Raw genomic sequence first — 26,325 nt, forward strand, 5'->3', positions numbered from 1 at the left:
CCTTCCGGCGCGGGGCACGTCCGTGTCTGCGGAGGGGGATGCGGGAGCAGGAGAGCGGCTCCCGCATCCTCGCGGTCAACCGCTCTTGCGTCGGAACTCGCGCCGCGTCTGCGGGGCGTGGGCGGCGTGCACGGCGGAATCGCCGTCGAGGTGAGCCTCGCCCTGCCGGTGGTGCGCGTTCTTCTTCTCGAGCGCTTCCTTGAACTTGCGCTTCATGTCCTCGGAGGAGGAGCCGGCGCCTTCTTCGGTGCTCATGCTCCCGAGCCTAGAGCACGGCCGGACGAGCGGCGAGGGTCACCGCGTCGGTCGCGACCGACCCCGGGGCGGTGAACGGGAACCGGAGCGCGGATAGCCGGTGACCCGTGATCCAGCATCCGGTGAACATCCGGTGCCCGACGCCGATTCCCCTCGGCGGGGACGGGGAGCGCCGCCATCCTGAGGGTGTGAGAGTCGCGATCGTCACCGAGTCCTTCCTTCCGCACATGAACGGTGTGACCGGATCCGTGATGCAGATCCTCCGTCACCTGGAGCGCCGAGGGCATGACTCCTGTGTGCTCGCTCCGGCCGCGATCGGAATGCCGGTGGAGCTGCACGGCGCGCCTGTCACCGCGATTCCCAGCGTCCCGCTCCCGGGGTACCGGGACGTCCGGGTGGGCGCGGCGACCACTCGGAGGATCGGCGCGGAGCTCGACCGCTTCCGTCCCGACGTCGTCCACCTGGCGTCGCCGTTCGCGCTCGGGTGGCGGGGCCTGCTCGCCGCAGAACGCGGGGGTGTCGGAACGGTCGCGGCGTACCAGACCGACGTGGCCGCCTATACGGAGAGATATCGCGTCGCGGCGACGACCGGGATCGCCCATGCCCACATCGCCCGACTGCACAGGAGGGCCACACTCACGCTCGCGCCGTCCACCGAGTCGGCACAGCAGCTGAGCCGGCTCGGCATCGACCGCATCCGGCCCTGGGGGCGGGGTGTGGACGCCGAGCTCTTCCACCCCTCGCGGCGCAGCGACGCGCTTCGGGCCGAGTGGGGAGCCGAGACCGTCATCGGCTACGTCGGACGCCTCGCCCCCGAGAAGCAGGTGGAGGATCTCGCCGCGCTGCACGGCATCCCCGGCACGCGTCTCGTCATCGTCGGAGACGGCCCCCGGAGGGAGCGGCTGCAGGAGCAGCTTCCCGACGCCCTCTTCCTCGGGCGGCTCGACGGGGAGGCGCTCGCGGCGGCGCTGGCCTCCTTCGACGTCTTCGTGCATCCGGGGGAGAGCGAGACCTTCGGGCAGACACTCCAGGAGGCCCATGCGAGCGGTGTCCCCGTGGTCGCCACAGGCAGAGGAGGCCCGCTCGACCTCGTCCGGCCCGGCGTCGACGGGTGGCTCTACCGACCAGGAGACCTCGCAGAGCTCCGCCGTCGCGTGACCGATCTCGCCGGAGACGAGCGCCGGCGTCGGGCGTTCGGGGAGGCGGGCTGGAGCGCGGTGCAGGGCCGGAGCTGGGCGCACCTCGGAGATCAGCTCCTGGATCACTTCGAGGAGGCGCGGACGCTGCATGCCGTGGACCGTCGTCTGCGCGCTCGCCGCCTCGTCCGGCCGGAGCCGGCCCCGCCCGCCCCCGCGCGCCGCTGGCGGCGGATCGTCGCCCTCGGCGACTCGGTGACCGAGGGGCTCTGCGACCCCGGACCCGATGGGGCGCTCCGCGGGTGGGCGGACCGGCTCGCGCTGCTCCTCGCCGCGCGGGGAGGCCTCCACTACGCGAACCTCGCGATCCGGTCGAAGCGGGTGTCCGACGTGTGCGGACCGCAGCTGGAGCGGGCGCGCGAACTCCGCCCCGACCTGGTCACCGTCCTGGTGGGTGCCAACGATCTCGTGAGGCACCGCGTCGACGTGCCCGCGCTCGCCGCGAGCCTGGAGACCGCGGTGCGGCGGCTTCGCGCGACCGGTGCCGACGTGATCCTGGTCACGCCGTTCCTGCCCGCCCGCCGAGCGGCGGCGCTGTACGCGCGGCGCTTCTCCGCCTTCGCCACGGCGCTCGCCGGGGTCGCTGCGCGGACCGGTGCGATCCTCATCGACACGGATCTGCTCCCGGCGCTGGGAGAGCGACAGCACTGGGGCGAGGACCTCGTGCATCTCGGCAGTCGGGGGCACCGCGTGCTCGCCTATCGCGTCGCGGAGGTGCTCGGGGTACCGCACGCCGATGCGCTGGGAGCGCTGGATGCGGCGTTGCACGAGAACGAGCCGATCGGACGAGCGGCCTGGTGGCGGCAGTACGCGCTCCCGTGGGTGTGGCGACGACTGCACGGCCGCGCCGCGGGAGACGGGCGTCGGGCGAAGCACGACGACTACGTCTACCTCGGGCGCTCCACCGTGCCGCAGGACGCCAGCGTGGTCTGACGGGCGCGAGGCCTCAGCGTCGCCCCATCCCGTGGTAGGTCCAGCCGGCAGCTCGCCAGGCGTCGGCGTCCAGACAGTTCCGCCCGTCGATCACGATGCGGCCCCGCACGAGGCCGCCGGCGTGCTGGGGATGGAGCTCCCGGCGGTACTCGTCCCACTCCGTGACGACGACGACCGCATCCGCGTCCCGCAGGGCCTCGTCCCTGGACGAGGCGTACCCGAGCTGCGGATGCCGTGCGCGGGCGTTCTCGATCGCCGCGGGGTCGGTCACCACGACATCGGCGCCCAGTCCGCGCAGCCGCACGGCCACCTCCAGGGCGGGGGAGTCGCGGACGTCGTCGCTGAAGGGCTTGAAGGCCGCGCCGAGGACGGCGATCCTCCTCCCGAAGACGAGGCCGCCGAGCGCATCCACCACGAGGCGCACCGCCCGATCCCGTCGGCGGAGGTTGATGGCGTCCACCTCGTGGAGGAACCCGACGGCCTCCCCGCGTCCGAGCTCCTCGGCGCGCGCCGCGAACGCGCGGATGTCCTTGGGCAGGCAGCCGCCCCCGAACCCGATCCCCGAGCCGAGGTAGCGGCGGCCGATGCGCGAGTCGTGTCCGAGTGCTTCGGCGAGGAGGGTGACGTCCGCTCCGGCCGCCTCGGCGATCTCGGCCATGGCGTTGATGAACGAGATCTTCGTCGCGAGGAACGCGTTGGCGGCGCCCTTCACGAGCTCAGCGGTGGCGAGGTCGGTGACGAGGAAGGGCGCGCCCGCGTCGATCGCCGCGGCGTACACGCGGCGGAGCAGGTCGACGGCGGCGGCGCCCTGCCGGGTGTCCTCGGCGCCGACCACCAGACGGTCGGGGCGGAGGGTGTCGTGGACGGCCCAGCCCTCCCGGAGGAACTCGGGGTTCCAGGCGAGCGTCGCGCCGGTCTCCGCGATCCGACGGGCGAGACGGGCCGCGGTGCCCACGGGGACCGTCGACTTCCCGGCGACCACCGCGTCCGGCTGCAGGTGGGGGAGCAGCCCGTCGATCGCCGCGTCGACGAAGCGGAGGTCGGCTGCGGGCCTGGAGGCGGACTGCGGGGTGCCGACCGCGAGGAAGTGCACCTCCGCCCCGGCAGCGGCCGCCGGATCCGCGGCGAAGCGCAACCGCCCTGACCGCACTCCCTCCTCGAGGAGCTCGGCGAGGCCGGGCTCGAAGAAGGGCGCGGCGCCCGCGGTGAGGTCGGCGACCTTGCCCTCGTCCACGTCGATCCCCACGACATCGTGACCGAGCGAGGCCATCGCCGCGGCGTGCACCGCTCCCAGATACCCGCATCCGATCACTGACATCCGCATGCGCTCAGCACAGCCGAGCCTTCTCTCGCTCCGGCGCACGCGCGGTGAACACCGGGTGACGGTCGGGTGTCGGGACCGGGTCGCGCGCGGAGCCCGGGTCTTTTGGGCACACGCTGGTAGTGTGGTCGAGGGCGACCCCGGTCACCCGACAATTTCACATCGACTCATGGAGCGATCGGCGGAGAAGCTGGTCCCCTGTGGTGGGTTCCTCGGCGCATGTCGGGTGACTTTCTACTGGTGGCCAGCGCAGGCGAGATTCGCGGGAATGCCCGCGCGCCCGAACCCTTCCGTTCCGCTCCTTTGAACACGCTCGCGCGTCACACGGATTCGCGAGTCTAAACAAAGAAGGAGAGACCTCTTGGAAGGTCCTGAAATCACCGCCACCGAGGCCGTTCTCGACAACGGCCGTTTCGGCACCCGCACCATCCGCTTCGAGACCGGCCGCCTCGCGCAGCAGGCTCAGGGCGCCGTCGCCGCCTACCTGGACGGCGAGACCATGCTCCTGTCGGCCACGAGCGCGGGCAAGCACCCGCGCGAGGGCTTCGACTTCTTCCCGCTGACGGTCGACGTCGAGGAGCGCTCCTACGCCGCCGGCAAGATCCCCGGCTCGTTCTTCCGTCGTGAGGGTCGTCCCTCGACCGAGGCGATCCTGGTCTGCCGTCTGATCGACCGTCCGCTGCGCCCGTCGTTCGTCGACGGCCTGCGCAACGAGGTCCAGATCGTCATCACGGTCCTCTCGATCGCGCCGGGCGAGTTCTACGACGCCCTCGCGATCAACGCCGCGTCCGCGTCCACCCAGATCTCGGGTCTGCCGTTCTCGGGCCCCGTCGCCGGTGTGCGCCTCGCGTTCATCCCCGGTCACGGCCAGCACGAGGACCAGTGGGTCGCGTTCCCGACCGCCGAGCAGGTCTCCGAGGCCGTGTTCGACCTCATCGTCGCCGGCCGCGTGGTCACCAAGGCCGACGGCTCCGAGGACGTCGCGATCATGATGGTCGAGGCCGAGGCGACCGAGGGCAGCTGGAACCTGATCAAGGCCGGCGCCACCAAGCCCGACGAGACCATCGTGGCCCAGGGCCTCGAGGCCTCGAAGCCGTTCATCGCCCAGCTCGTCAAGGCCCAGGCCGAGCTCGCCGCCACCGCGTCGAAGGAGCCGGGCGTGTACCCGGTCTTCCCCGCGTACAGCGACGAGGTCTACGACTTCGTGTCCGAGCGCGCGTTCGCCGAGCTGAGCGACGTCTACCAGATCGCCGACAAGACCGAGCGCCAGAACGCCGACGACGCGATCAAGGACCGCGTCAAGGCCGAGCTCATCGAGGCCACCGAGGAGGGCTCGCTCCCGGCTGCGGCCCCGCTGGAGTTCTCCGCGGCGTACAAGTCCGTCACGAAGAAGATCGTGCGTGGTCGCATCCTCACCGAGGGCACCCGCATCGACGGCCGCGGGCTGGCGGACATCCGTCCGCTCGACGCCGAGGTGCAGGTCATCCCGCGCGTGCACGGCTCCGCGATCTTCCAGCGCGGCGAGACCCAGATCATGGGTGTCACCACGCTGAACATGCTCAAGATGGAGCAGCAGATCGACTCGCTGTCGCCCACGACCAGCAAGCGCTACATGCACCACTACAACTTCCCGCCCTACTCGACCGGTGAGACCGGCCGCGTGGGTTCGCCGAAGCGTCGCGAGATCGGGCACGGCTTCCTCGCCGAGCGCGCTCTGGTGCCGGTTCTGCCGAGCCGCGAGGAGTTCCCGTACGCGATCCGTCAGGTGTCCGAGGCGCTGAGCTCCAACGGCTCCACCTCGATGGGCTCCGTCTGCGCGTCGACCCTCTCGCTCCTCAACGCGGGTGTGCCGCTGCGCGCCCCCGTCGCCGGCATCGCGATGGGCCTCGTCTCCGACGAGGTCAACGGGGAGACCCGGTACGCGGCGCTGACCGACATCCTGGGTGCGGAGGACGCGCTCGGTGACATGGACTTCAAGGTCGCCGGCACGAGCGAGTTCGTCACCGCCATCCAGCTCGACACGAAGCTCGACGGCATCCCGTCGTCGGTGCTCGCGGGCGCGCTGACCCAGGCCAAGGACGCTCGTCTGACGATCCTCAACGTCCTGAACGCCGCGATCGACGCTCCCGACGAGATGGCACCCACCGCGCCACGCGTCATCAGCGTCCAGATCCCGGTCGACAAGATCGGCGAGCTGATCGGCCCGAAGGGCAAGACGATCAACGCGATCCAGGACGAGACCGGTGCGCAGATCTCCATCGAGGAGGACGGCACCGTCTACATCGGCGCGACCGACGGCCCCTCGGCCGAGGCCGCCCGTGCCCAGGTCAACGCGATCGCCAACCCGACCAACCCGGAGGTCGGCGAGCAGTTCCTCGGCACCGTCGTGAAGATCGCCACCTTCGGCGCCTTCATCTCGCTGCTGCCGGGCAAGGACGGTCTGCTGCACGTCACCGAGGTGCGCAAGCTCGCCGGTGGCAAGCGTGTGGAGAACGTCGAGGACGTGCTCTCCGTCGGCCAGAAGATCCTCGTGAAGATCACGAAGATCGACGACCGCGGCAAGCTGTCGCTCGAGCCCGTGCTCGACGATGCGCCCGCTGCGGACGAGGCTCCGGCCGAGGACGCCGCCGAGTAAGACAACGGATGACACGGAACCCGGGTCTCTCCGTCGGAGGGGCCCGGGTTCCGTCGTCTGTGCCGTGATCGAAACGTTATGGGAAGTTTGCGCGCCGTTCCCCGGATTGGTCGGGACGTTCGCGCACGTCGCATACCCTCGAAGTACGCACCGGGGGGTGCCAGCGAAGCAGTGATGTCGATCGGCTCCGGCCGATCACGGCGGGGGTGAGAGTATGCGGTTGTTCAGCGTAGGCGCAGGAACACCTGCTGAACGCGCCCCGCAGGAGCACGAGGACCACCCGTCCGCCCCCATCCCGATCGTCGGGCCCGGCGTGGGGGAGTCCATCCGCGCCGCCCTCGGCGAGACCGGGTACGAGACGTTCCCGCTGATGCTCGGCGCCGCGGAGTTCGGATGGAACGTCGATCTCGAGACGAGCCACGGCATCCTCGACCGCTACGTGGAGTTCGGCGGCAACGCCATCCATACCGCGGACGGGTTCTCCGGCGGGCGGAGCGAGCATATCCTCGGGCAGTGGCTGCGGTCGCGGGACCAGCGCGAGCGGGTGGTCCTGAGCGTGCGCATCGGAGCGCACGCCGACAACCCCGGCCTGGGATCGGTCAACCTCGTCCGTGCCGTCGAGGGGTCGCTGACCCGGCTCGGCGTCGAGCGCATCGACGTGCTGTACCTGGACGCCACGCTGGATGCGACGACCAACCTCGAAGACACCCTGGCCACGGTCGAGTGGCTCGTCGAGGCGGGGAAGATCGGGGCGCTCGGCGCGTACGGCTTCACGCCGGAGAGGCTCGTCGAGGCGCGGATCCTCGCGTCGGCGGGATATCCGCGCATCACGGTCATCGACACGCCGTACAACCTCGTCCGTCGGCAGCCGTTCGAGGGCGACCTGCGGCTCGTCGCCGGCGCGCAGAACCTCGCCGTGACGCCGTCCCACGCGCTGGAGCACGGATTCCTGTCCGGCCGTCACCGGACGAAGGCGGTCGCGTCGCGCGGCGTCCGCGGCGAGCAGCTCCGGGGTCACCTCAACCGCCGAGGGACCAAGGTGCTGCGTGCGCTGGATCAGGTCGCGGCGGAGCTCGCCGTGCCTGTCGCGGCCGTGTCCATCGCGTGGCTGCTCGCGCAGCGCACGGTCGCCGCGCCGATCGTGAACACGTTCGCGACCGACCACGTCGACGAGCTCATGCAGGGCGCGGGCGTGACGCTGTCCCGGGTACAGGTCGCCGACCTCACCCGCGCGGGCGCCTGAGCTCGCGGCGCCCGTGACATAGGGTGGAAGAGGAAGACCGGCGGATGCTGGCGACGAGGCGAGCGAGCGAGTTGTGACGCACTACATATATCTGGTCAGACACGGTGAACATCAGGATGCCGAGCACGGCCTCGCCGACGGACCCCTCTCCCCGCGCGGTCAGCGGCAGGCGGAGCTCATCGCGGATCGCCTGTCCGGCCTCCCGCTCGACGCCGTCTGGCATTCGCCGCTCCTCCGCGCCGCGGAGACGGCGCGAGCGATCGCCGGCCGACTCCCCTCCGTGGATCCGGAGCCCTCCGCTCTGCTCTTCGACTGCGTGCCGACGGGGATGACGGAGGAGACGCCGGCCGTGTTCGAGCCCTTCTTCGGCTCCGTGACCGAGGCGGAGATCGAGGCGGGCCGCGCGCAGATGTCCGATGCCGTCAACGAGTTCCTCGTGCGGAAGACCGGCGACGTGCACGAGGTGCTCATCACCCACAACTTCGTGATCTCGTGGTTCGTGCGCGAGGTGCTCGCCGCACCGGACTGGCGCTGGATGACCCTGAACCAGTCGCACTGCGGGTTGACGGTGATCGCGCAGAAGCAGGGACGGCCATGGACCCTGCTCACGCACAACGACACCGGCCATCTTCCGATGGAGCTGCGGACGGGCATCCCGGACGCGCTGCTGGTCTGATCGACGCCTCCGCGCGCCGCGACCCCCGGCCGACGCCCGGAAATAGACTGGACGCATGACCACGAAGGTAGCCCTCGTCGGCGGGACCGGAAAGCTCGGGACGATCATCGCTGCGGTGATCGAGGAGCTCGAGGGCTTCGAGGTGAGCCGGGTGCTGACGTCGGCGAGCGACCTGTCGGAGCTCGCGGGCGCCGACCTCGTGATCGATGCCTCAACCCCGCAGGTCAGCATCGACGTGGTGCGCACGGCCGTGGAGTACGGGCTCAACATCCTCGTGGCCACCTCCGGCTGGTCGGCGGAGCGGATCGCCCTCGTCCGGCCGCTCGTCGAAGCCGCCGACACGGGAGCGGTGTTCATCCCGAACTTCTCCCTCGGCTCCGTTCTCGGCTCGGCCCTCGCGGCGGCCGCCGCGCCCTACTTCGGCTCGGTCGAGATCGTCGAGGCACACCGGGAGACGAAGGTGGACTCGCCCAGCGGGACAGCCGTCCGCACGGCGGAGCTCATCGCCGCCGCGCGCGCGACGCAGGGTCCGGTGAGTGCGCCGCATGCCGATCAGCGCGCCCGAGGTCAGCAGGTCGGCAGCGTGCCCATCCACTCGCTCCGCCGCCCCGGGGTGATCGCCAAGCAGGAGGTGATCCTGTCCGGTCCGGGGGAGTCGCTGACCTTCACGCATGACACCACCGACCCGGGCCTGGCGTATGCGCCGGGGATCCGCCTGGCCGTGCCCTATGCGGCCACCGCCACCGGCGTCGTGGTGGGCCTGGAGAACATGCTCGACATCGGCATCCGCTCGTGATGTCGCGGATCGGGGTCGGGCTGATGGCCGCGGCCCTCCTGCTCTACCTCGTGGTGGCGGGCTGGCTCGCCGTCATGTTCCTCGCCGTGGGCACGCCTGTCTCCATCGGGATGGGCATCACGCTCCTCGTGCTCGCACCCGTGGGCGGGTGGGCGCTGGTGCGCGAGATGCTCTTCGGGTTCGGTGCCGACCGTCTGGGACGCCTGCTCGACGCCGAGGGCGGTATGCCGCCCGTGGAGACCGAGCTCACGCCCAGCGGACGCATCGCCCGCAAGGATGCCGACGCGCTCGTCGCGCGCTACACGGCGGAGGCGGAGGCGGCGCCCACCGACTGGCGGGCGCGCTATCGCCTCGGCGTCGTGCAGGACGCGGCGGGACGCCGCAAGGACGCCAGGGCGAGCATCCGACAGGCGATCAGCCTCTCCCGCGCCTGAGGTCCACGCGGCTCAGGCGAGAGTCGCCTCGAGCGTGATCTCGATGCCCGCGAGAGCCTGGGACACCGGGCAACCGGTCTTCGCCCCCTCGGCGATCTCCTGGAACTTCTCCGCGGTCAGACCCGGCACGGTCGCGTTGACGTTGAGGTGGCTGCCGGTGATGCCGACGCCCGGCTTGAAGGTGACCGAGGCGCTGGTGTCGACGCGCTCCGGGGGCGTGCCGTTCTCGGTGAGTGCGTGCGAGAGCGCCATGCTGAAGCAGGAGGCATGGGCCGCGGCGATGAGCTCCTCCGGCGTCGTGGTCGTCTCGCTGCCCTCGCTGCGGGACTTCCAGTCGATCGGGAACGTCCCCAGATGCGAGGAGGAGAAGGCGACCGTGCCGGAACCCTCCGTGAGCGATCCGGTCCAGGTGGCGGCGGCTTCACTGGTGACGGGCATGGTTCCTCCGGTTCTGACGCCACCGGGGGAGCGGCGTCGCTTGCTCGTCAGCCTACCGAGCGACCGGGCCTTCGGGAACCGGCGTCAGGCGGCGCGGCGCGGTCGGCCGGTGAGCCCGACGCGCTGCAGCAGGAGGTAGAGCTGGCACCCGAGGCACAGTCCGAACACGGCGTTGAGGAAGGCGGCGAGGAACGCGGCGGCGGTGGCGATCGGAAGGGCCCACGGCACCCCGGCGAGGTGGAGCAGGAGGCCGAATCCCACGACGACGAGACCAACGCCCTGGGCGAACCGCGGGGGACGCGGATCCTCCAGCTCTGCGGGCGGCGCGAGGCGCGGACGGACGAGGCGGCGGTAGAGGACGCCCCACGGGGCGGTGGCGGGAGAGACGACGCCCCAGAGGAACAGGAGCGCGATCAGTGTGGCGAGGAGGAAGCCCGGGTCGAGGACACGCGCGACCGGCCCCGCGGCGGAGACCGCCCACCCGCCTCCTCCGATGAACGCGAACTCCGACGACGCCGTGAGCGCGAACCAGCCATCGGTGGTCCGCGCGGTGGAGATCCCGATGAGGGCCAGGAACGTCGCGACGGCGAGCAGGAGTGCGGTGATCCCGGCGGCGAAGCGGGGCCCGCGCGGATCGATTCCGGGGGGAGGGTTCATCATCTGCTCCAGACGGGGTCTCAGACGGCGGCGAGGGCGTGGGTCAGGCTCTCGCGAGCGGGTATGCCCGCGAACCGGGCCCTGACGCGCCCGGTGGCGTCGAGCACGAAGGTGGTCGGTGTCTGCAGCACACGGTAGCGCGCCGAGAGATCCGGGCGGTGCGTGAGATCGACCTCGATGTGCGCGAGGCCGGCGTCCTCGGACGCAAAGGTGCCGAGAAGACGACGCACCTGGGGGCAGCGGGCGCAGGTCTCCGTGCTGAACTGCACGAGCGTCGCCGTGGCCCCCAGCACCGCGTCCTCCGCATCAGCGGGATCGAACCGCAGGTCGCCGCCGTCGCGGCGGCGACCCTCTCTCCCGCGGAGCACGAGCCCGACCACGGTGGCGAGCACCAGAAGCGCGGCCAGGGCGGCGAAAGCGAGCGCGGGGGACATCCCTCGAGGCTAGAGCCGTGATCGCAGAAGCGTCGCGATGTTTCGGTCCGTGACGTGCGGATCGCGTCACGGCCACCGCCCCCGCCGGGAGCGGGGCGGGTATCCTGACAACCATGAGCGCCGCTGTCCCGACTCCGTACGAAGACCTGCTCCGCGACGTGCTCGAGACGGGCACGCACAAGAGCGATCGCACCGGGACCGGGACCACGAGCGTGTTCGGGCGGCAGATCCGCTTCGATCTCGCGCAGGGCTTCCCCCTCATCACCACGAAGCGCGTCCACTTCAAGTCCATCGCGTACGAGCTGCTCTGGTTTCTGCGTGGCGACTCCAACGTCCGGTGGCTTCAGGAGAACGGCGTCTCGATCTGGGACGAGTGGGCGGACGAGGACGGCGACCTCGGCCCGGTGTACGGCGTCCAGTGGCGGTCCTGGCCGACTCCCGACGGCGGCAGCATCGATCAGCTGACCGAGGTCATCGAGCAGATCCGGCGCTCACCCGACTCGCGGCGCCTGCTCGTCTCCGCCTGGAATCCCGCGGACATCCCGGACATGGCCCTCGCACCGTGCCACGCACTGTTCCAGTTCTACGTCGCCGACGGAAAGCTCTCCTGCCAGCTCTACCAGCGCAGCGCCGACATGTTCCTCGGCGTCCCCTTCAACATCGCCTCCTACGCGCTGCTGACGATGATGATCGCGCAGCAGGTGGGGCTGGAGCCCGGCGACTTCGTGTGGACCGGCGGGGACTGCCACGTCTACGACAACCACGTCGAGCAGGTGCGCGAGCAGCTCACGCGAGAGGCCTACCCGTACCCGACGCTGCGCTTCGCGCGGAAGCCGGAGTCGATCTTCGACTACCGGTTCGAGGACTTCGTCGTCGAGGACTACCAGCACCACGCACCGATCAGGGCGGCGGTGGCGGTATGACCTGGGTGGGGCTCATCTGGGCCGAGGCCGCCGGAGGCGTGATCGGCGCCGAGGGCGGCATGCCCTGGTACGTGCCGGAGGATCTGGCGCACTTCAAGGAGACCACGCAGGGCGCTCCGGTCGTCATGGGACGCAAGACCTGGGATTCGCTGCCCGAGCGATTCCGCCCCCTGCCCGGTCGCGACAACATCGTCGTGACCCGCCAGCAGGACTGGACGGCGGAGGGCGCCCGCCGTGCGTCCACGGTGTCCGAGGCCGTGCGCGGCCAGGAGAAGGTGTGGATCATCGGCGGTGCGGAGATCTTCCGTCAGGTGATCGCGGACGCCGACCGGCTCGAGGTCACGGAGCTCGACCTCACGGTCGACGGCGACACGTTCGCTCCGCCCAAGACCGGGTGGCGCGTGGTGGACGAGGGGGACTGGCAGACGTCCCGCACCGGCGTCCGGTATCGCTTCCTGAGGTACGAGCGCTGATGCCCACCGCACTGATCACCGGAGCCAGCGCGGGGCTGGGCGCCGAGTTCGCCCGTCAGCTGGCACGTCGACGCGCCGACCTCGTGCTCGTGGCCCGCTCGGAGGAGTCGCTCTCGGCTCTCGCGGGGGAGTTGCGCGGCGAGTGGGGAGTGGCTGTCGAGGTGCTCCCGGCCGATCTGTCCGAGGAGGCCGGCGTCGAGCTCGTCGCGGCTCGGCTCCGTGATCGGGACGATCCGATCGACCTGCTCGTGAACAACGCCGGGTTCGGATTGCCGTTGCAGTTCGCCGACAACGACATCGAGGACGAGGTGCGGCATCTGCGTGTGCACGTCGAGGCCTCCATGCGCCTGATGCACGCGGCCCTGCAGACCATGCGGGGGCGGGGCGGTCGGATCATCAACGTCGCCTCGGTGGCCGGTTTCATCTCGCGGTCGACGTACTCCGCCTGCAAGGCCTGGCTCATCGACTTCAGCCGGTGGGCGAACATCGCCTACGGCCCGGACGGCGTGAGCGTCACGGCGCTTTGCCCCGGTTTCACGCACACGTCCTTCCACGAGCGGATGGGTCTCGCGGTCGGCGAGGAGGGCGTGCCGACCTTCCTGTGGCTCGATGCCCGAGACGTCGTGCGCGAGGGGCTCCGCGACGCGGCGCGGGGCAAGGCCGTGTCCATCCCCTCCGTGCGGTACAAGGCCGTCGTGGCCGCGACGAAGGTGCTGCCCCGGTCCCTCACCGCGGCGGTCGCCCGTCGGGGTCGGGTCTGACCCGCCGTCAGCGGAACCTCCCGAGACGGATCCCGGCGAGGGCGATGGCGGCGATCGTCTCGCCGTCCGTGATGCGGCCGTCGGCGATCATCCGCAGGACCTCGCTGAACGCCACCCACTCCACGGTGTCGATGCCCTCTTCCGCGCGGCTGTCGACCGCATCGTCGACGCGCTCGATCTCCCGGGCCAGGAAGACGTGCTCCGTGGCCTCCGCGACGCCGTCGAGCGCGTGCGTCGTACCCAGATGCTCCCACCGGAGCGCCCGGTACCCGGACTCCTCGAGGAGCTCGCGTTCTGCGGCGGCACGCGGGTCCTCGCCGTCGGTGCCGCCGGCGGGCACCTCGACGGACGTGCCGATCGTGTAGCGATCGACGGTGACCAGGCAGACCCGGTCGTCGGCGTCCATCGCGACGATGAACACCGCCGGGTTCCGCACCGTCATGACGCCGTAGACGCCCCGGCCACCCGGTCCGGTGACGTCGTCCTCGCGGACGCGGATCCAGGCGTTCTCGTAGGTCGTGCGTGAGGCGTGCGTGATCCAACCCATGGTGCGAGCCTACGGCCGACAGGGGAGGAGGACCGGACGCGTCCGCGACAGCGGCATCCGACCCGATACGCTGGACGCATGACGCACTCGGGCAACCCCTTCGGACAGGTTCTCGTCGCGCTCGTCACTCCGATGACGGCCGACGGCGAAGTCGACTGGCCCGCCGTCGAGAAGCACATCGATGACGTGATCACCGCAGGCGCGGACGGCATCGTCGTGACGGGAACGACCGGCGAGACCTCGACCCTGACGGACCCGGAGAAGCTCAAGCTCGTCGAGGTCGGCAAGTCCGTCTCGGCGGGACGCGCGAAGATCATCACGGGTGGCGGATCGAACGAGACCGCGCACGCCATCGAGCTGTACAAGGCCAGCGAGAAGGCCGGCGCCGACGGCATCATGATCGTCACGCCGTACTACAACAAGCCGACGCAGGCGGGCATCCTCACGCACTTCCGGCTCGTCGCCGATGCGACCGACCTGCCGGTCATCCTGTACGACATCCCCGGGCGGACCGGTGTCCCGATCAAGTACGAGACGATCCTCCGGCTCGCCAAGCACCCGAACATCGTCGCCGTGAAGGATGCGAAGGGCGACTTCTCCGAGGTGAGCCGTGTGCTCAACCAGACCGACCTCATGTACTTCTCCGGTGACGACGCGAACGTGCTGCCGCACCTTTCGATCGGCGCGACCGGCCTCATCGGCGTGACGGCGAACGTCGCCGCCGCTCCGTACCGGACCATCATCGACGCGGTGAACCGTGGCGACCTCGCCACCGCGACCGCCGAGCACAAGCGACTGGAGCCGCTGGTCCGGGCCGTCATGACGCACGTCCCCGGCACGGTCGCCGCGAAGTACATCCTGCACGGGCTGGGCCGCATCTCCAGTCCGCGTGTCCGCCTTCCCCTCGTCGGCCCGGAGGAGTGGGAGGCCGCCCTCATCGAGGACGAGCTCGATCTCGTCAGCGGCGTGCCGGGGGCGGACTTCTCGAACTTCCGGCCCGACCGCAACGCGGCCGCGGGCGGCGCCCTGCCGAAGGTGCACGGCACGACGCGCTGAGCCGCGTCACCCTGAACGAACGGACGCGTGGAGTGTCCGACTGAGGAGACAGCATGTCCATTCCCCTGGCCGAACCGTCCGCTCTCGACGAAGGGACGCTCCGGGTCATCCCGATCGGCGGCCTGGGGGAGATCGGTCGCAACATGACCGTGTTCGAGTACGCGGGCAAGATCCTCATCGTGGACTGCGGGGTGCTCTTCCCGGAGGAGCACCAGCCCGGCGTCGACCTCATCCTCCCCGACTTCGAGCCGATCCGTGACCGTCTCGACGACATCGTGGGCGTGGTGCTGACGCACGGGCACGAGGACCACATCGGGGCGGTTCCGTACCTGCTGCGGCTGAAGAGCGACATCCCGCTGATCGGCTCCGGACTCACGCTCGCCCTCGTCGAGGCGAAGCTGAAGGAGCACCGCATCAAGGCCTTCACCCTGACCGTGAAGGAAGGCCAGCACGAGAAGGTCGGGCCGTTCGACCTCGAGTTCGTCGCGGTGAACCACTCCATTCCGGACGCGCTGGCCGTCGCGATCCGCACCCCCGCGGGCATGGCCCTCGCCACCGGCGACTTCAAGATGGACCAGCTGCCCCTGGACGGCCGCATCACCGATCTGCGCGCGTTCTCGCGCCTGGGGGAGGAGGGCGTCGACCTCTTCCTCGTCGACTCCACCAACGCCGACGTCCCCGGCTTCACGCCCACGGAGCGCTCCATCGGCCCGGTCCTCGACCAGGTCATCGGCAAGGCTCCGCGCCGCGTGATCGTCGCGAGCTTCTCCAGCCACGTGCACCGCGTGCAGCAGGTGATCGACGCCGCGCACGCGCACGGGCGTCGGGTCGCGTTCCTCGGCCGCAGCATGGTCCGCAACATGACGATCGCGGAGCAGCTCGGCTACCTCAAGGTGCCGGCGGGCGTGCTGATCGACTTCAAGAAGGCACGCGACCTCCCGGACGAGCAGATCGTCTACATGTCGACCGGTTCGCAGGGCGAGCCGATGGCCGTGCTGAGCCGCATGGCCAACATGGACCACGCCATCGAGGTGAGCGAGGGCGACACCGTGATCCTGGCGTCGAGCCTCATCCCGGGCAACGAGAACGCCGTCTACCGCGTCATCGACGGGCTCACGAAGCTGGGCGCGAACGTCGTGCACAAGGCCAACGCGCGGGTGCACGTGTCGGGGCACGCCGCGGCCGGCGAGCTGCTCTACTGCTACAACATCCTCAAGCCGAAGAACGTCCTCCCTGTCCACGGGGAGTACCGGCACCTGATCGCCAACGCCAAGCTCGCCCAGGACACCGGGATCCCCGAGCAGAAAACGATCATCGCCTCCAACGGCACCGTGATCGACCTGAAGGACGGCGTCGCCCGGGTGGCCGGGCAGCTCGACCTCGGGTTCGTCTACGTCGACGGCTCGACCGTCGGCGAGATCACCGATGCCGACCTCAAGGACCGTCGCATCCTCGGCGAGGAGGGGTTCATCTCGGTCATCGTCGTCGTGGATGCCGCGACCGGGCGCATCATCTCGGGGCCGGAGATCCACGCGCGCGGCGTCGCCGAGGACGACGCCGTGTTCGACGACGTCGCTCCGAAGATCGTCGCCGCGCTGAAGGAGGCGTCCGGCAACGGCGTGCGCGACACGCACGCGCTGTCGCAGGTCGTCCGTCGGACGATCGGCCGCTGGGTGAACCAGAAGCTGCGTCGTCGCCCGATGATCGTCCCTCTCGTCATCGAGGCCTGACCCTCGGATCACGGCGTGCCGTCGCGCGCCGTGATCGTCGAGTTCCGCGTGGTGACGCGGAGATGTCGGTCGCGGGTCGTACCGTGGAGGCATGGCCAGGAGCAGCACCAAGACCGAGCGCGCCTCGACGAGCGCCCCGTCGCGCCCCAAGCGGCAGGCGGCTCCGAAGGCGCAGCCCGCACCCAAGAAGTACATCGACGAGGCGGACAAGCCGCCCGTCGCCGCGCGCGCCTGGAACGGGCTCGCGCACGGCGTCGGCGGACTCTTCCGGGCCTTCGGGCCGGAAACGCTGCAGAAGGACGACCGCAGGGACGGATTCCCGTTCCTGCTGGTGATCCTGGCGGCGCTCGGTGCCGTCAACGAGTGGTTCTTCATCGGCAACGAGGTCGCGGCGAACATCAGCGCCTACTCGGTGGGGCTCTTCGTCGGTCGGGTGGCCTTCATCATGCCGGTGCTGCTGCTTCTCCTGGCGGGATGGCTGTTCCGGCACCCGTCGTCCGTGCACGACAACGGGCGCATCGGGATCGGCTTCGGGATGTTCGTGCTCGCTCTGGCGGGCATCTTCCACGTCGCCGGCCCTCGTCCCCACCCGAACCAGGGCATGCCCGCGCTGAGCGAGTCGGGTGGTCTGCTCGGATGGCTCGTGGGGCAGCCCCTGACGTACCTGACCGACATTCCGGCGTACCTCATCCTCGGGCTGCTCGCCGCCCTGAGCATCCTCATCCTCACGAAGACGCCGCCGAACCGCATCGGTGCCCGCCTGGGAGACCTCTACGCGTGGATGTTCGACGCGGAGCGCCCGGAGAAGCCGGCGAAGGACACCGCGGCCGCGGTCGACGAGGCCGACAAGGTCGACGACCCGGACGTGCTGCCCTGGTGGCGACGCAACAAGACCGGTCGCGAGGAAGACCCCGACGAGGGCACGCTCGCGTCCGACGACATCACCGCGCTCCTGTCCACCACGGAGGCCACGCCGGCATACGACCAGGCCGTGACGGTGGCGAACCCGTACGACGCGGCGACCGAGGTGCTCAGCGACGTGCGCTCCGTGACGGACGCGCTCGCGGAGCAGCAGACGACCGCGCTGCTGGACGACGAGTCGGACACCGGCGAGATGCCGGAGCTGCCCGGACTGGACGGCTTCGGCACGGAGGGCCCCGGCGACCGCGGTCCGCAGGCCCCCGTGGCCCCCTACATCCTCCCGTCGCCGGGCGTGCTGTCCGAGGGACCGCCTTCGGTGGCCCGCTCGGAGGCGAACGACCGCATCGTCGAGCAGATCACCAGCGTCCTCGACCAGTTCAAGGTCGACGCCAAGGTCACCGGCTTCTCCCGCGGTCCGACGGTCACGCAGTACGAGGTCGAGGTCGGCCACGGCGTCAAGGTCGAGAAGATCCTGCAGCTCAGCAACAACTTCGCCTACGCGGTCGCCTCCAACGACGTACGCATCCTCTCGCCGATCCCCGGCAAGAGCGCGATCGGCATCGAGATCCCGAACACCGACCGCGAGACGGTCGCCCTCGGCGACGTGCTGCGCTCGGCGGCCGCGCAGAAGAGCACGCACCCGCTCACGATCGGCGTCGGCAAGGACGTGGGCGGCAACTTCGTCGTCGCCAACCTCGCGAAGATGCCGCACCTCCTGGTGGCGGGCTCGACGGGGTCCGGTAAGTCCAGCTTCGTGAACTCGATGATCACGAGCCTGCTCATGCGGGCGCGCCCGTCCGACGTGCGCATGGTCCTCATCGACCCGAAGCGTGTGGAGCTGACGAGCTACGCCGGTGTCCCGCACCTGATCACCCCCATCATCACGAACCCGAAGAAGGCCGCCGAGGCGCTGCAGTGGGTCGTGAAGGAGATGGACATGCGGTACGACGACCTCGCGTCGTTCGGCTTCCGCCACATCGACGACTTCAACCGCGCCGTGCGTGCGGGCGAGGTGGAGGTGCCCCCGGGCAGCGAACGGGTGCTCAAGCCGTACCCGTACCTCCTCGTCGTGGTCGACGAGCTCGCGGACCTCATGATGGTCGCCCCGCGCGACGTCGAGGACTCGATCGTCCGCATCACGCAGCTCGCCCGAGCCTCCGGCATCCACCTGGTGCTCGCCACGCAGCGCCCGAGCGTCGACGTCGTCACCGGCCTCATCAAGGCGAACGTGCCGTCCCGTCTCGCGTTCGCGGTCACAAGCGTCACCGACAGCCGCGTGATCCTCGACAGCCCCGGCGCCGACAAGCTCATCGGACAGGGTGACGCGCTCTTCTCGCCCATGGGCTCGTCGAAGCCGTTCCGACTGCAGGGTGCGTGGGTCGACGAGAAGGAGATCGACGCGGTCGTCAAGCACGTCACGCGTCAGGCGCGTCCCGAGTACCGTGCCGACGTCCAGGAGGCGATGGAGCCGACGAAGAAGAAGGAGGTCGACGAGGACATCGGCGACGACCTCGAGCTCCTGCTCGCGGCGGCCGAGCTCATCGTCTCCTCGCAGTTCGGATCGACGTCGATGCTGCAGCGCAAGCTGCGGGTCGGCTTCGCCAAGGCCGGACGCCTCATGGATCTCCTCGAGTCGCGCGAGGTCGTCGGCCCCTCGGAGGGCTCGAAGGCGCGCGATGTGCTCGCGACCCCCGAGCAGTTGCCGCAGGTCATGGCGAAGCTCCGCGGCGAAGACGTTCCGTCGGCTCCTGCGGCTCCGGCTGCGCCCGCCGCCGCAGCGGTGCCGCCGGCCGAACGGGATCCGTTGGAGGCGCAGTACGACGGTCTGCCGGTCGTCGAAGCGGAGGGCGACGAAGACGCCTGGGGCCTGACGGGACGCGACTGATGGCGATCCCTCGGCAGCTCCCCAACGCCATCACGGTGGCGCGCATCCCGCTCGCCGTGGTGTTCTTCGTCCTCCTGCTCGTCGGCGGGACGTACGGCCTCGCCGATCTCACCGTGCGCTGGATTGCCGCCGTCCTCTTCATCGTCGCCATCTCGACCGACTGGGTCGACGGCTACCTCGCACGTCGCTACGACATCGTCAGCGACTTCGGCAAGCTCTGGGATCCGATCGCGGACAAGCTCCTCACCGGCGCCGGATTCGTCGGGTTGGCGATCCTGGGCGAGGTCTCCTGGTGGATCGTCGTGATCATCCTCGTCCGCGAGTGGGGGATCACCATCCACCGGCTGGTCGTCGCGAGCGAGCACGTTGTCGCGGCCGCCTGGATGGGCAAGATCAAGACGGCCTTCCAGGGCGTCGCCCTCGGCTGGGCTCTCCTGCCGCTGCACGTGTTCATCGGGCTCGGCCCGTGGACCGTCGTGACGACCGTCCTCATGGTCATCGTGCTCGTGCTCACCGTCGTCAGCGGGATCGACTACATCGTCGCGCAGGTGCGCGGCGCGCGTCAGAGCCGATGAGCGGCACGACGCCGGCCGAGGCTCTGGAAGCTCTGCGTGAGCGCGGCTGGACCCTCGGTGTCGCGGAGTCGCTCACCGGCGGTGCGGTGTGCGCGGCGCTCGTCGCGGTTCCCGGCGCCTCCGCGGTGCTCCTCGGCGGCGTCGTCGCCTACGCCACCCCCGTCAAGCACACGCTGCTCGGCGTCGACACCGAGCTATTGGAGCGATACGGACCGGTGCACCCGGAGGTCGCGCGGCAGATGGCTGCCGGAGTGCGCGAGGCCGTCGGGGTGGACGGTCTCCCCGCCGATGTCGGGGTGTCCACCACGGGGATCGCGGGCCCGGAGTCCCCGGATGGGCAGCCCGTGGGCACCGTCCACATCGGCGTGGTCACCCCGACGGTGAGCCGGACCCGACCGTTCCGCTTCGAAGGGGACCGCGAAGCGGTGCGAGCACAGACGGTCGCGGCGGTCCTCGACGTGCTGGCTGCTGCGCTGCGGGAATAGCGACCCGCCGCGTCATGTTGATACGGATGTGCTCACATTTAAACCACAGAGTGCAAGGGTAGATTCTGTGCAAGCCAGGAGGACTAGACTGGCCGTCTCTTCGAGGGAGACCTCGATTCACGAACTGCGGAGGAGGTTCCGATGATTCTTGTACGACAGGAGATCGGCGACGTGCTGAGGGACTTCCGTCTGCAGAAGGGGCGGACGCTCCGGCAGGTCGCGAGCAAGGCATCCGTCGCTCTCGGTTATCTCAGTGAGGTCGAGCGCGGACAGAAGGAGGCCTCGAGCGAGATCCTCGCCTCGGTGGCAGAGGCGCTCGACGTCCCCATCTCCACGATCATGCGCGAGGTCGGGGACCGCATCTCGGTGCTCGAAGGAATCCAGGTCTTCCCGGACGTCGTTCCGGACGACCTGGTCGCGTCCGTGGAGCCCGAGCTCTCGCTCCGCTGACACGCGGAGATCACCCTTATGCGACGCAGTGAGTTCCTGCGCGCCGTCGACGCCGAGTTCCATACCCGAGCCTCTTCTCTGGTGAATGACCTCGTGCTCTCCGGCATGGGGGGACGAACGGCGCTCGAGGCTCTCGAAGCCGGGGTACCTCCGCGCGACATCTGGCTCGCGCTCTGCGCCGACATGGATGTCCCCGAATCCCGTCGCCACGGCGTGGGGCGTCTGGAGCCGCGCGGCCGGTGACGGCGGCTTCCCGGGTGTGCGGAAGTCCGACACGCCGGACCGGCGTGTTGTCGAAAATCTGTTCGAACCAGGCGTAGTCTTCTGCACAAGTGGTCAGACGGTTCTGGTCCCCACGATCCGCGGCTCCTCGACGCAATGTCGGAGGCCCGCCGTACCGTGAGGTCCAGGCTGAAAAGCCATACGCCTTGTCGGAGAGTTCCTTCCGCCGGAAGAGCCGCGACAGCCTACAGGCGGCAGCACACGCGCAGAAGGAGCACACCATGCCATCACCCGCCGACCGCGAGAAGTCCCTCGAGACCGCCCTCGCCCAGATCGACCGCCAGTTCGGAAAGGGCTCGGTCATGCGGCTGGGCAGCGATGAGCGTGCCCCTGTGGCCGTCATCCCCACCGGCTCCATCGCCCTTGACGTCGCCCTCGGCGTGGGAGGTCTGCCGCGTGGCCGCATCGTCGAGATCTACGGCCCGGAGTCCTCGGGTAAGACGACGCTGACGCTGCACGCCATCGCCAACGCCCAGCGGGCCGGCGGTATCGCGGCATTCATCGACGCGGAGCACGCGCTCGACCCCGACTACGCCGCGAAGCTCGGCGTCGACATCGACGCCCTTCTCGTCTCGCAGCCCGACACGGGTGAGCAGGCTCTCGAGATCGCCGACATGCTCGTGCGCTCCGGTGCCATCGACCTCATCGTCGTCGACTCGGTGGCGGCCCTGGTGCCGCGTGCGGAGATCGAGGGCGAGATGGGAGACTCCCACGTGGGTCTCCAGGCCCGCCTCATGTCGCAGGCGCTGCGGAAGCTCACCGGTGGTCTGAACCAGACGAACACGACGATGATCTTCATCAACCAGCTGCGCGAGAAGATCGGCGTGTTCTTCGGCTCCCCGGAGACCACTGCCGGTGGTAAGGCGCTGAAGTTCTACGCCTCCGTGCGTATGGACATCCGCCGCATCGAGACGCTCAAGGACGGCACGGACGCCGTGGGTAACCGCACCCGCGTCAAGATCGTCAAGAACAAGATGGCCCCGCCCTTCAAGCAGGCGGAGTTCGACATCCTCTACGGCGTCGGCATCTCCCGCGAGGGCAGCCTGATCGACTTCGGCGTCGAGCACGGCATCGTCAAGAAGTCGGGATCGTGGTACACCTACGACGGCGATCAGCTGGGCCAGGGCAAGGAGAACGCGCGCACGTTCCTGCTCAACAACGCCGACATCGCCCTGGCGATCGAGAGTCAGATCAAGCAGAAGCTCGGTATCGGCGGCCCGGCCGCGGCTCCGGGTGCTGATGAGCTGGCCGAGCGTCGCCCGGCCTGATGAGTGACCAGCGTGGGGGCGATTCCGAGCGGATCGCCCCCATCATCCCTCTCTTCGGCGGACCCACGCGTGCGGAGCATCCGGCCGCAGGCGGTGCAGACGAGTCGTCGTCCGCGCCGCCTGCGCGGTCGGGGCCGCCCGCGGACGGGGCGGGACTCTGGCGCTCGACGTGGCACGAGCCCGCGTCGGCAGGGTCCCCGTCGGTCGACGACGGTTCTCCCAGCGCGAGGCACCCCGCCCGGGGTGCCGCGGCGCGGGCCGCTTCCCGAGGCGGGAAGACCACCACATTGCGCGCCGTCGGCGATGCGTCCCGATCGCCCGGAGGGGGCGAGAGCGCGGAGAACGGCCCCTCGGCGGCGGAGATCCGAGCGACGGCGGAGGAATCGTTGGTGCGGAAGCTCCGCACGCGGTCGCTGTCCGTCTCCGAGGCCCGGCTGGTGTTGAAAGGGCACGGGCTTGCGACGGACGCCGTCGAAGACGTGGTCGACGACTTCGTACGGCGCGGATACCTCGACGACGCCGTGCTCGCCGAGCTCCTCGTCACGTCCGGCGTCGAACGCAAGGGCCAGGGGCGGGTCGCGCTGTCTCGAGCGCTCGCGCAGCGGGGCATTCCTCGTGACGTCATCGACGCCGCGCTCGACGAGCTGCCCGACGACGATGCGGAGCGGGCACTGGAGTTCGCCCGGACCAAAGCGCGTTCGATGGGACGCCTCGACCCCGACGCGGCGCTCCGCCGGTTGGTCGGGCAGCTGTCGCGCCGCGGGTACGGGGGATCGGTCGCCATGAACGCGGCGAAGACGGCGCTGCGGGAAGCCTCGTTCGGCGGGGGCGTCTCCGGCGTCCGGTTCGTGGATTCCGACTGACGGTTCGCACGCGATCTGCTCTCGGCGACGCTCGTACAATGGGAGCATCATGACTATCCCCCGCAGTGAACCGACGATCATCAGCGCGTCGTCGGCGGCCGTCGACGATGACGGGCGCCAGCGATCCTACGAAGTGCGCACCTTCGGCTGCCAGATGAACGTCCACGACTCCGAGCGTCTGTCCGGATCCCTGGAGAGCGCTGGCTACATCCGCGCCGAGGCCGGAGCCGAGGCCGACGTGGTGATCATCAACACCTGCGCCGTCCGGGACAACGCCGCCGGGAAGCTCTACGGGACGCTCGGGCACCTGGCCGCCGTCAAGCGCCGCAAGGCCGGGATGCAGATCGCCGTCGGCGGCTGCCTGGCGCAGATGGACAAGCAGGCCGTGCTCGACAAGGCCCCCTGGGTCGACGTGGTCTTCGGCACGCACAACATGGGATCCTTGCCCGGCCTCTTGGAGCGCGCGCGCCACAACGGTGACGCCGAACTCGAGATCCTCGAGTCCCTCGAGGTCTTCCCGTCGACGCTTCCCACCAAGCGCGACTCCGCGCACAGCGGCTGGGTGTCGATCTCCGTCGGCTGCAACAACACCTGCACCTTCTGCATCGTCCCGAGCCTCCGGGGCAAGGAGAAGGACCGTCGCCCGGGCGACATCCTCAACGAGATCCGTCTGCTGGTGGAGGACGGCGCCATCGAGGTGACGCTCCTCGGGCAGAACGTGAACTCCTACGGGGTGGAGTTCGGGGATCGTCAGGCGTTCGGAAAGCTCCTCCGCGCCGCCGGCGAGATCGAGGGGCTCGAGCGCATCCGCTTCACGAGCCCGCATCCCGCCGCCTTCACAGACGACGTGATCGACGCGATGGCGGAGACGCCCGCCGTCATGCCGCAGCTCCACATGCCGCTGCAGTCGGGGAGCGACCGGATCCTCAAGGCGATGCGTCGCTCCTACCGCAGCGAGCGCTTCCTGGGCATCCTGGACCGCGTCCGCGAGCGCATCCCGCACGCGGCCATCACGACCGACATCATCGTCGGCTTCCCCGGCGAGACCGAGGAGGACTTCGAGGACACGATGCGCGTCGTCGAGCAGTCGCGCTTCTCCGGAGCCTTCACCTTCCAGTACTCGATCCGCGAAGGCACCCCTGCGGCCACGATGCCGGACCAGGTGCCCAAGGACGTCGTGCAGGCTCGCTACGACCGGCTGATCGCGCTCCAGGAGCGCATCTCGCTCGAGGAGAACCAGAAGCAGGTCGGCCGGGAGGTCGAAGTTCTCGTGTCCACGGGCGAAGGCAAGAAGGACACGGAGACGCGTCGCCTGACCGGGCGGGCGCAGGACAACCGGCTCGTGCACTTCGAGGTCACTCCCGGGTCCGAGCTGCCGCGCCCAGGGGATGTCGTCACGGTGACGGTGACGCACGCCGCGCCGTTCCACCTCCTCGCCGACGACCCGACGGGTGCCCCGCTCCGCATCCGTCGGACGCGTGGTGGCGACGCCTGGGATCGGGGACAGGCCGAGTCGTGCGCCGTGCCGGCACCGAGCGACGGCGCTCCGCGCGCCGTCTCCCTCGGCCTGCCGACCCTCCGCGTCGGAGTGTGACCGCGCCTCGGCTCTGGGCCGTCGTCGGCGCGACCGGCACGGGGAAGAGCGATCTGGCGCTCGATCTCGCCGAGGAGCTCCGGCGACGCGGCAACCCGGCGGAGATCGTCAACGCCGACGCTATGCAGCTCTACCGCGGCATGGACATCGGCACCGCGAAGCTGTCGGTCGCCGAACGTCGCGGCATTCCGCACCACCTCTTCGACGCGCGAGAGGTGACGCAGGACGCTGCCGTGGCCTGGTATCAGCCGCTCGCACGAGAGGCCGTGCAGCAGATCCACGCGGCGGGAGGGGACGCGATCCTCGTCGGTGGATCGGGACTCTACGTGTCGAGCGTCGTCTACGAGTTCCACTTCCCGCCCCGGGACCCCGCCATCCGCGAGCGTCTCGAGCAGGAACTCGATCGCGAGGGTGTCGGGTCCCTGCTCCAGCGGTTGCGTGAGCGTGATCCGGGGGTCGCGGCCCGAGTGGACCCGCGCAACGGGAGACGCGTGATCCGCGCGCTCGAGATCATCGAGCAGGGGAGCGCGACGCATGGTGCCGTCCTCCCCGAGACGCCGACGCTCTGGTATCCGCACACGCGTCTGATCGGGCTGCACGTGGATCGGGGCGAACTCGTCGCCCGCCTCGATGCGCGTGTGCGTCGGATGTGGGAGCACGGCCTGGTGGCCGAGGTCGCCGGGCTGCGGGACCGCGGTCTGGAGCGCGGGACGACAGCCCCGCGGGCGATCGGATACGCACAGGCGCTCGCACAGCTGGACGGTCGCTCCACCGCCGAAGAGGCGATCGCCGAGACGCAGGCTCTCACGCGACGCTATGCACGTCGACAGGTGTCGTGGTTCAAGCGCTACCCGGAGCTGGAGTGGGTGACGCCACCCGTGGCCGTCGCCGACCTGTTGCGGGACTGACCGCGATGTCGGTGGCCCGTGCGAGCATGCGCGTATGGCCACTCACTACTTCACCGCGTCCAGCCTGGACGGCTTCATCGCCACTGCCGAGCACTCCCTGGACTGGCTGCTGAGCCAGGACATCGACATGGAGGGTCCGATGGCGTACCCCGCCTTCGAGAAGAGCATCGGTGCGCTGGTGATGGGGGCATCCACGTTCGAGTGGGTCATGCGCCATGAGGAGGGCCGCTGGACGTACACGCAGCCCACGTGGGTGCTGTCGCATCGTGACCTTGCGGTGCCGGCCGGGGCCGATGTCCGGGTGACGAGTGCCGACATCCGCGACGTGCACAGCGCGATGCTCGACGCCGCGGGTGGCAAGGATCTTTGGGTGGTCGGCGGGGGAGACCTCGCCGGGCAGTTCGCCGACGCGGGGCTGCTGGACGAGGTCTGGGTGCAGTACGCACCGGTGACCCTCGGGAGCGGCGCCCCGCTGTTGCCGCGGCGGCTCGATCTGGAACTGATCGAGGTGGCTCGCAACCGCAGCTTCCTCTGCGGGCGCTATCGCGTCGCACGGCCGGGCGCAGGGTCGTCGGCTCCCTAGACT

27 protein-coding genes are annotated in these 26,325 nt (G+C 70.0%); 21 read left to right on the forward strand and 6 right to left on the reverse strand.

Annotated elements, in window-relative coordinates; all coding sequences use genetic code 11:
- Window positions 1–75 precede the first annotated feature (75 nt).
- Window positions 76–255: a DUF5302 domain-containing protein gene (locus tag ACFU8V_RS09130; protein WP_025103207.1), complete on the reverse strand. Its 180-nt coding sequence runs from the start codon at window positions 253–255 to the stop codon at window positions 76–78.
- A 188-nt stretch (window positions 256–443) separates the two neighbouring features.
- Here ACFU8V_RS09130 and ACFU8V_RS09135 point away from each other — a divergent pair, with 188 nt between their 5' ends.
- Window positions 444–2,384 carry a GDSL-type esterase/lipase family protein gene (locus ACFU8V_RS09135; protein WP_025103208.1) on the forward strand — a complete coding sequence of 647 codons (1,941 nt, stop codon included), beginning with the start codon at window positions 444–446 and terminating at the stop codon, window positions 2,382–2,384.
- Window positions 2,385–2,397: 13 nt separating this feature from the next.
- Here ACFU8V_RS09135 and ACFU8V_RS09140 read toward each other — a convergent pair whose 3' ends face one another.
- A complete protein-coding gene (locus tag ACFU8V_RS09140; protein ID WP_378870610.1) occupies window positions 2,398–3,708 on the reverse strand; it encodes a UDP-glucose dehydrogenase family protein in 1,311 nt (436 codons plus the stop codon).
- A 358-nt stretch (window positions 3,709–4,066) separates the two neighbouring features.
- Between ACFU8V_RS09140 and ACFU8V_RS09145 the strand changes: the two genes are divergently transcribed.
- The 5 genes from ACFU8V_RS09145 (at window position 4,067) to ACFU8V_RS09165 (ending at window position 9,489) form a co-directional block, all read left to right on the forward strand.
- Window positions 4,067–6,340 carry a polyribonucleotide nucleotidyltransferase gene (locus tag ACFU8V_RS09145; protein WP_378870612.1) on the forward strand — a complete coding sequence of 758 codons (2,274 nt, stop codon included), beginning with the start codon at window positions 4,067–4,069 and terminating at the stop codon, window positions 6,338–6,340.
- Window positions 6,341–6,554: 214 nt separating this feature from the next.
- Window positions 6,555–7,583: an aldo/keto reductase gene (locus tag ACFU8V_RS09150; RefSeq protein ID WP_025103211.1), complete on the forward strand. Its 1,029-nt coding sequence runs from the start codon at window positions 6,555–6,557 to the stop codon at window positions 7,581–7,583.
- A gap of 73 nt (window positions 7,584–7,656) precedes the next feature.
- The gene (locus tag ACFU8V_RS09155) at window positions 7,657–8,259 is read left to right on the forward strand and encodes a histidine phosphatase family protein (RefSeq protein WP_025103212.1); all 603 of its coding nucleotides are present in this window, start codon (window positions 7,657–7,659) and stop codon (window positions 8,257–8,259) included.
- 55 nt (window positions 8,260–8,314) lie between these two features.
- The gene (gene dapB, locus ACFU8V_RS09160) at window positions 8,315–9,055 is read left to right on the forward strand and encodes a 4-hydroxy-tetrahydrodipicolinate reductase (RefSeq protein ID WP_378870616.1); all 741 of its coding nucleotides are present in this window, start codon (window positions 8,315–8,317) and stop codon (window positions 9,053–9,055) included.
- Window positions 9,055–9,489: a hypothetical protein gene (locus ACFU8V_RS09165; RefSeq protein ID WP_082749918.1), complete on the forward strand. Its 435-nt coding sequence runs from the start codon at window positions 9,055–9,057 to the stop codon at window positions 9,487–9,489. The genes dapB and ACFU8V_RS09165 overlap by 1 nt, the downstream gene beginning before the upstream one ends.
- A gap of 12 nt (window positions 9,490–9,501) precedes the next feature.
- Here ACFU8V_RS09165 and ACFU8V_RS09170 read toward each other — a convergent pair whose 3' ends face one another.
- The 3 genes from ACFU8V_RS09170 to ACFU8V_RS09180 all read right to left on the reverse strand — a co-directional run bounded on the left by ACFU8V_RS09170 (window position 9,502) and on the right by ACFU8V_RS09180 (window position 11,018).
- The gene (locus ACFU8V_RS09170; protein WP_085607318.1) at window positions 9,502–9,927 is read right to left on the reverse strand and encodes an OsmC family peroxiredoxin; all 426 of its coding nucleotides are present in this window, start codon (window positions 9,925–9,927) and stop codon (window positions 9,502–9,504) included.
- A gap of 84 nt (window positions 9,928–10,011) precedes the next feature.
- A complete protein-coding gene (locus ACFU8V_RS09175) occupies window positions 10,012–10,584 on the reverse strand; it encodes a DUF4395 domain-containing protein (protein ID WP_249522009.1) in 573 nt (190 codons plus the stop codon).
- 20 nt (window positions 10,585–10,604) lie between these two features.
- Window positions 10,605–11,018 (reverse strand): thioredoxin family protein, encoded by a 414-nt coding sequence (locus ACFU8V_RS09180; protein WP_338565905.1) that lies wholly within the window; start codon window positions 11,016–11,018, stop codon window positions 10,605–10,607.
- 113 nt (window positions 11,019–11,131) lie between these two features.
- On the opposite strand from ACFU8V_RS09180, the gene ACFU8V_RS09185 reads away from it, so the two are divergent.
- From ACFU8V_RS09185 to ACFU8V_RS09195, 3 genes are read left to right on the forward strand one after another with little or no spacing between them, the layout of a single operon-like run.
- A complete protein-coding gene (locus ACFU8V_RS09185; protein ID WP_085607322.1) occupies window positions 11,132–11,941 on the forward strand; it encodes a thymidylate synthase in 810 nt (269 codons plus the stop codon).
- Window positions 11,938–12,414, forward strand: a complete 477-nt coding sequence (locus ACFU8V_RS09190; RefSeq protein ID WP_062634903.1) for a dihydrofolate reductase — start codon at window positions 11,938–11,940, stop codon at window positions 12,412–12,414. Before ACFU8V_RS09185 ends, ACFU8V_RS09190 begins: the two co-directional genes overlap by 4 nt.
- Window positions 12,414–13,175, forward strand: a complete 762-nt coding sequence (locus ACFU8V_RS09195; protein WP_126893037.1) for an SDR family oxidoreductase — start codon at window positions 12,414–12,416, stop codon at window positions 13,173–13,175. The genes ACFU8V_RS09190 and ACFU8V_RS09195 overlap by 1 nt, the downstream gene beginning before the upstream one ends.
- 7 nt (window positions 13,176–13,182) lie before the next feature.
- On the opposite strand, the gene ACFU8V_RS09200 is transcribed toward ACFU8V_RS09195, so the two are convergent.
- Window positions 13,183–13,722, reverse strand: a complete 540-nt coding sequence (locus tag ACFU8V_RS09200) for an NUDIX domain-containing protein (protein WP_126893036.1) — start codon at window positions 13,720–13,722, stop codon at window positions 13,183–13,185.
- Window positions 13,723–13,800: 78 nt separating this feature from the next.
- Between ACFU8V_RS09200 and dapA the strand changes: the two genes are divergently transcribed.
- The 12 genes from dapA to ACFU8V_RS09260 all read left to right on the forward strand — a co-directional run bounded on the left by dapA (window position 13,801) and on the right by ACFU8V_RS09260 (window position 26,322).
- Entirely contained in the window at window positions 13,801–14,778 is a 978-nt protein-coding gene (gene dapA, locus ACFU8V_RS09205; protein ID WP_126893035.1) for a 4-hydroxy-tetrahydrodipicolinate synthase, read from the forward strand.
- 53 nt (window positions 14,779–14,831) lie between these two features.
- Entirely contained in the window at window positions 14,832–16,508 is a 1,677-nt protein-coding gene (locus ACFU8V_RS09210) for a ribonuclease J (protein WP_378870626.1), read from the forward strand.
- A gap of 91 nt (window positions 16,509–16,599) precedes the next feature.
- Window positions 16,600–19,314: a DNA translocase FtsK gene (locus ACFU8V_RS09215; RefSeq protein WP_025103224.1), complete on the forward strand. Its 2,715-nt coding sequence runs from the start codon at window positions 16,600–16,602 to the stop codon at window positions 19,312–19,314.
- Window positions 19,314–19,889 (forward strand): CDP-diacylglycerol--glycerol-3-phosphate 3-phosphatidyltransferase, encoded by a 576-nt coding sequence (pgsA, locus tag ACFU8V_RS09220; RefSeq protein WP_025103225.1) that lies wholly within the window; start codon window positions 19,314–19,316, stop codon window positions 19,887–19,889. The genes ACFU8V_RS09215 and pgsA overlap by 1 nt, the downstream gene beginning before the upstream one ends.
- On the forward strand, window positions 19,886–20,374 hold the full coding sequence (locus tag ACFU8V_RS09225; RefSeq protein WP_338565912.1) for a CinA family protein: 489 nt from the start codon (window positions 19,886–19,888) through the stop codon (window positions 20,372–20,374). The genes pgsA and ACFU8V_RS09225 overlap by 4 nt, the downstream gene beginning before the upstream one ends.
- A 141-nt stretch (window positions 20,375–20,515) precedes the next feature.
- Window positions 20,516–20,824, forward strand: a complete 309-nt coding sequence (locus ACFU8V_RS09230; RefSeq protein ID WP_025103227.1) for a helix-turn-helix domain-containing protein — start codon at window positions 20,516–20,518, stop codon at window positions 20,822–20,824.
- 18 nt (window positions 20,825–20,842) lie between these two features.
- Complete coding sequence (locus ACFU8V_RS09235) at window positions 20,843–21,067, forward strand: DUF3046 domain-containing protein (RefSeq protein ID WP_025103228.1); 225 nt, start codon at window positions 20,843–20,845, stop codon at window positions 21,065–21,067.
- A 260-nt stretch (window positions 21,068–21,327) separates the two neighbouring features.
- The gene (gene recA, locus ACFU8V_RS09240) at window positions 21,328–22,374 is read left to right on the forward strand and encodes a recombinase RecA (protein WP_025103229.1); all 1,047 of its coding nucleotides are present in this window, start codon (window positions 21,328–21,330) and stop codon (window positions 22,372–22,374) included.
- Between the two features lie 389 nt (window positions 22,375–22,763).
- Complete coding sequence (locus tag ACFU8V_RS09245; protein ID WP_231729436.1) at window positions 22,764–23,237, forward strand: regulatory protein RecX; 474 nt, start codon at window positions 22,764–22,766, stop codon at window positions 23,235–23,237.
- Between the two features lie 49 nt (window positions 23,238–23,286).
- Entirely contained in the window at window positions 23,287–24,831 is a 1,545-nt protein-coding gene (miaB, locus tag ACFU8V_RS09250) for a tRNA (N6-isopentenyl adenosine(37)-C2)-methylthiotransferase MiaB (RefSeq protein WP_060921069.1), read from the forward strand.
- The gene (gene miaA, locus ACFU8V_RS09255; RefSeq protein WP_025103232.1) at window positions 24,828–25,739 is read left to right on the forward strand and encodes a tRNA (adenosine(37)-N6)-dimethylallyltransferase MiaA; all 912 of its coding nucleotides are present in this window, start codon (window positions 24,828–24,830) and stop codon (window positions 25,737–25,739) included. The genes miaB and miaA overlap by 4 nt, the downstream gene beginning before the upstream one ends.
- 34 nt (window positions 25,740–25,773) lie before the next feature.
- On the forward strand, window positions 25,774–26,322 hold the full coding sequence (locus tag ACFU8V_RS09260; RefSeq protein ID WP_025103233.1) for a dihydrofolate reductase family protein: 549 nt from the start codon (window positions 25,774–25,776) through the stop codon (window positions 26,320–26,322).
- Window positions 26,323–26,325 lie beyond the last annotated feature (3 nt).

Origin of the sequence: Microbacterium sp. NPDC057658, assembly GCF_042799975.1 — a bacterium.
In the GTDB taxonomy this organism is placed as follows: domain Bacteria; phylum Actinomycetota; class Actinomycetes; order Actinomycetales; family Microbacteriaceae; genus Microbacterium.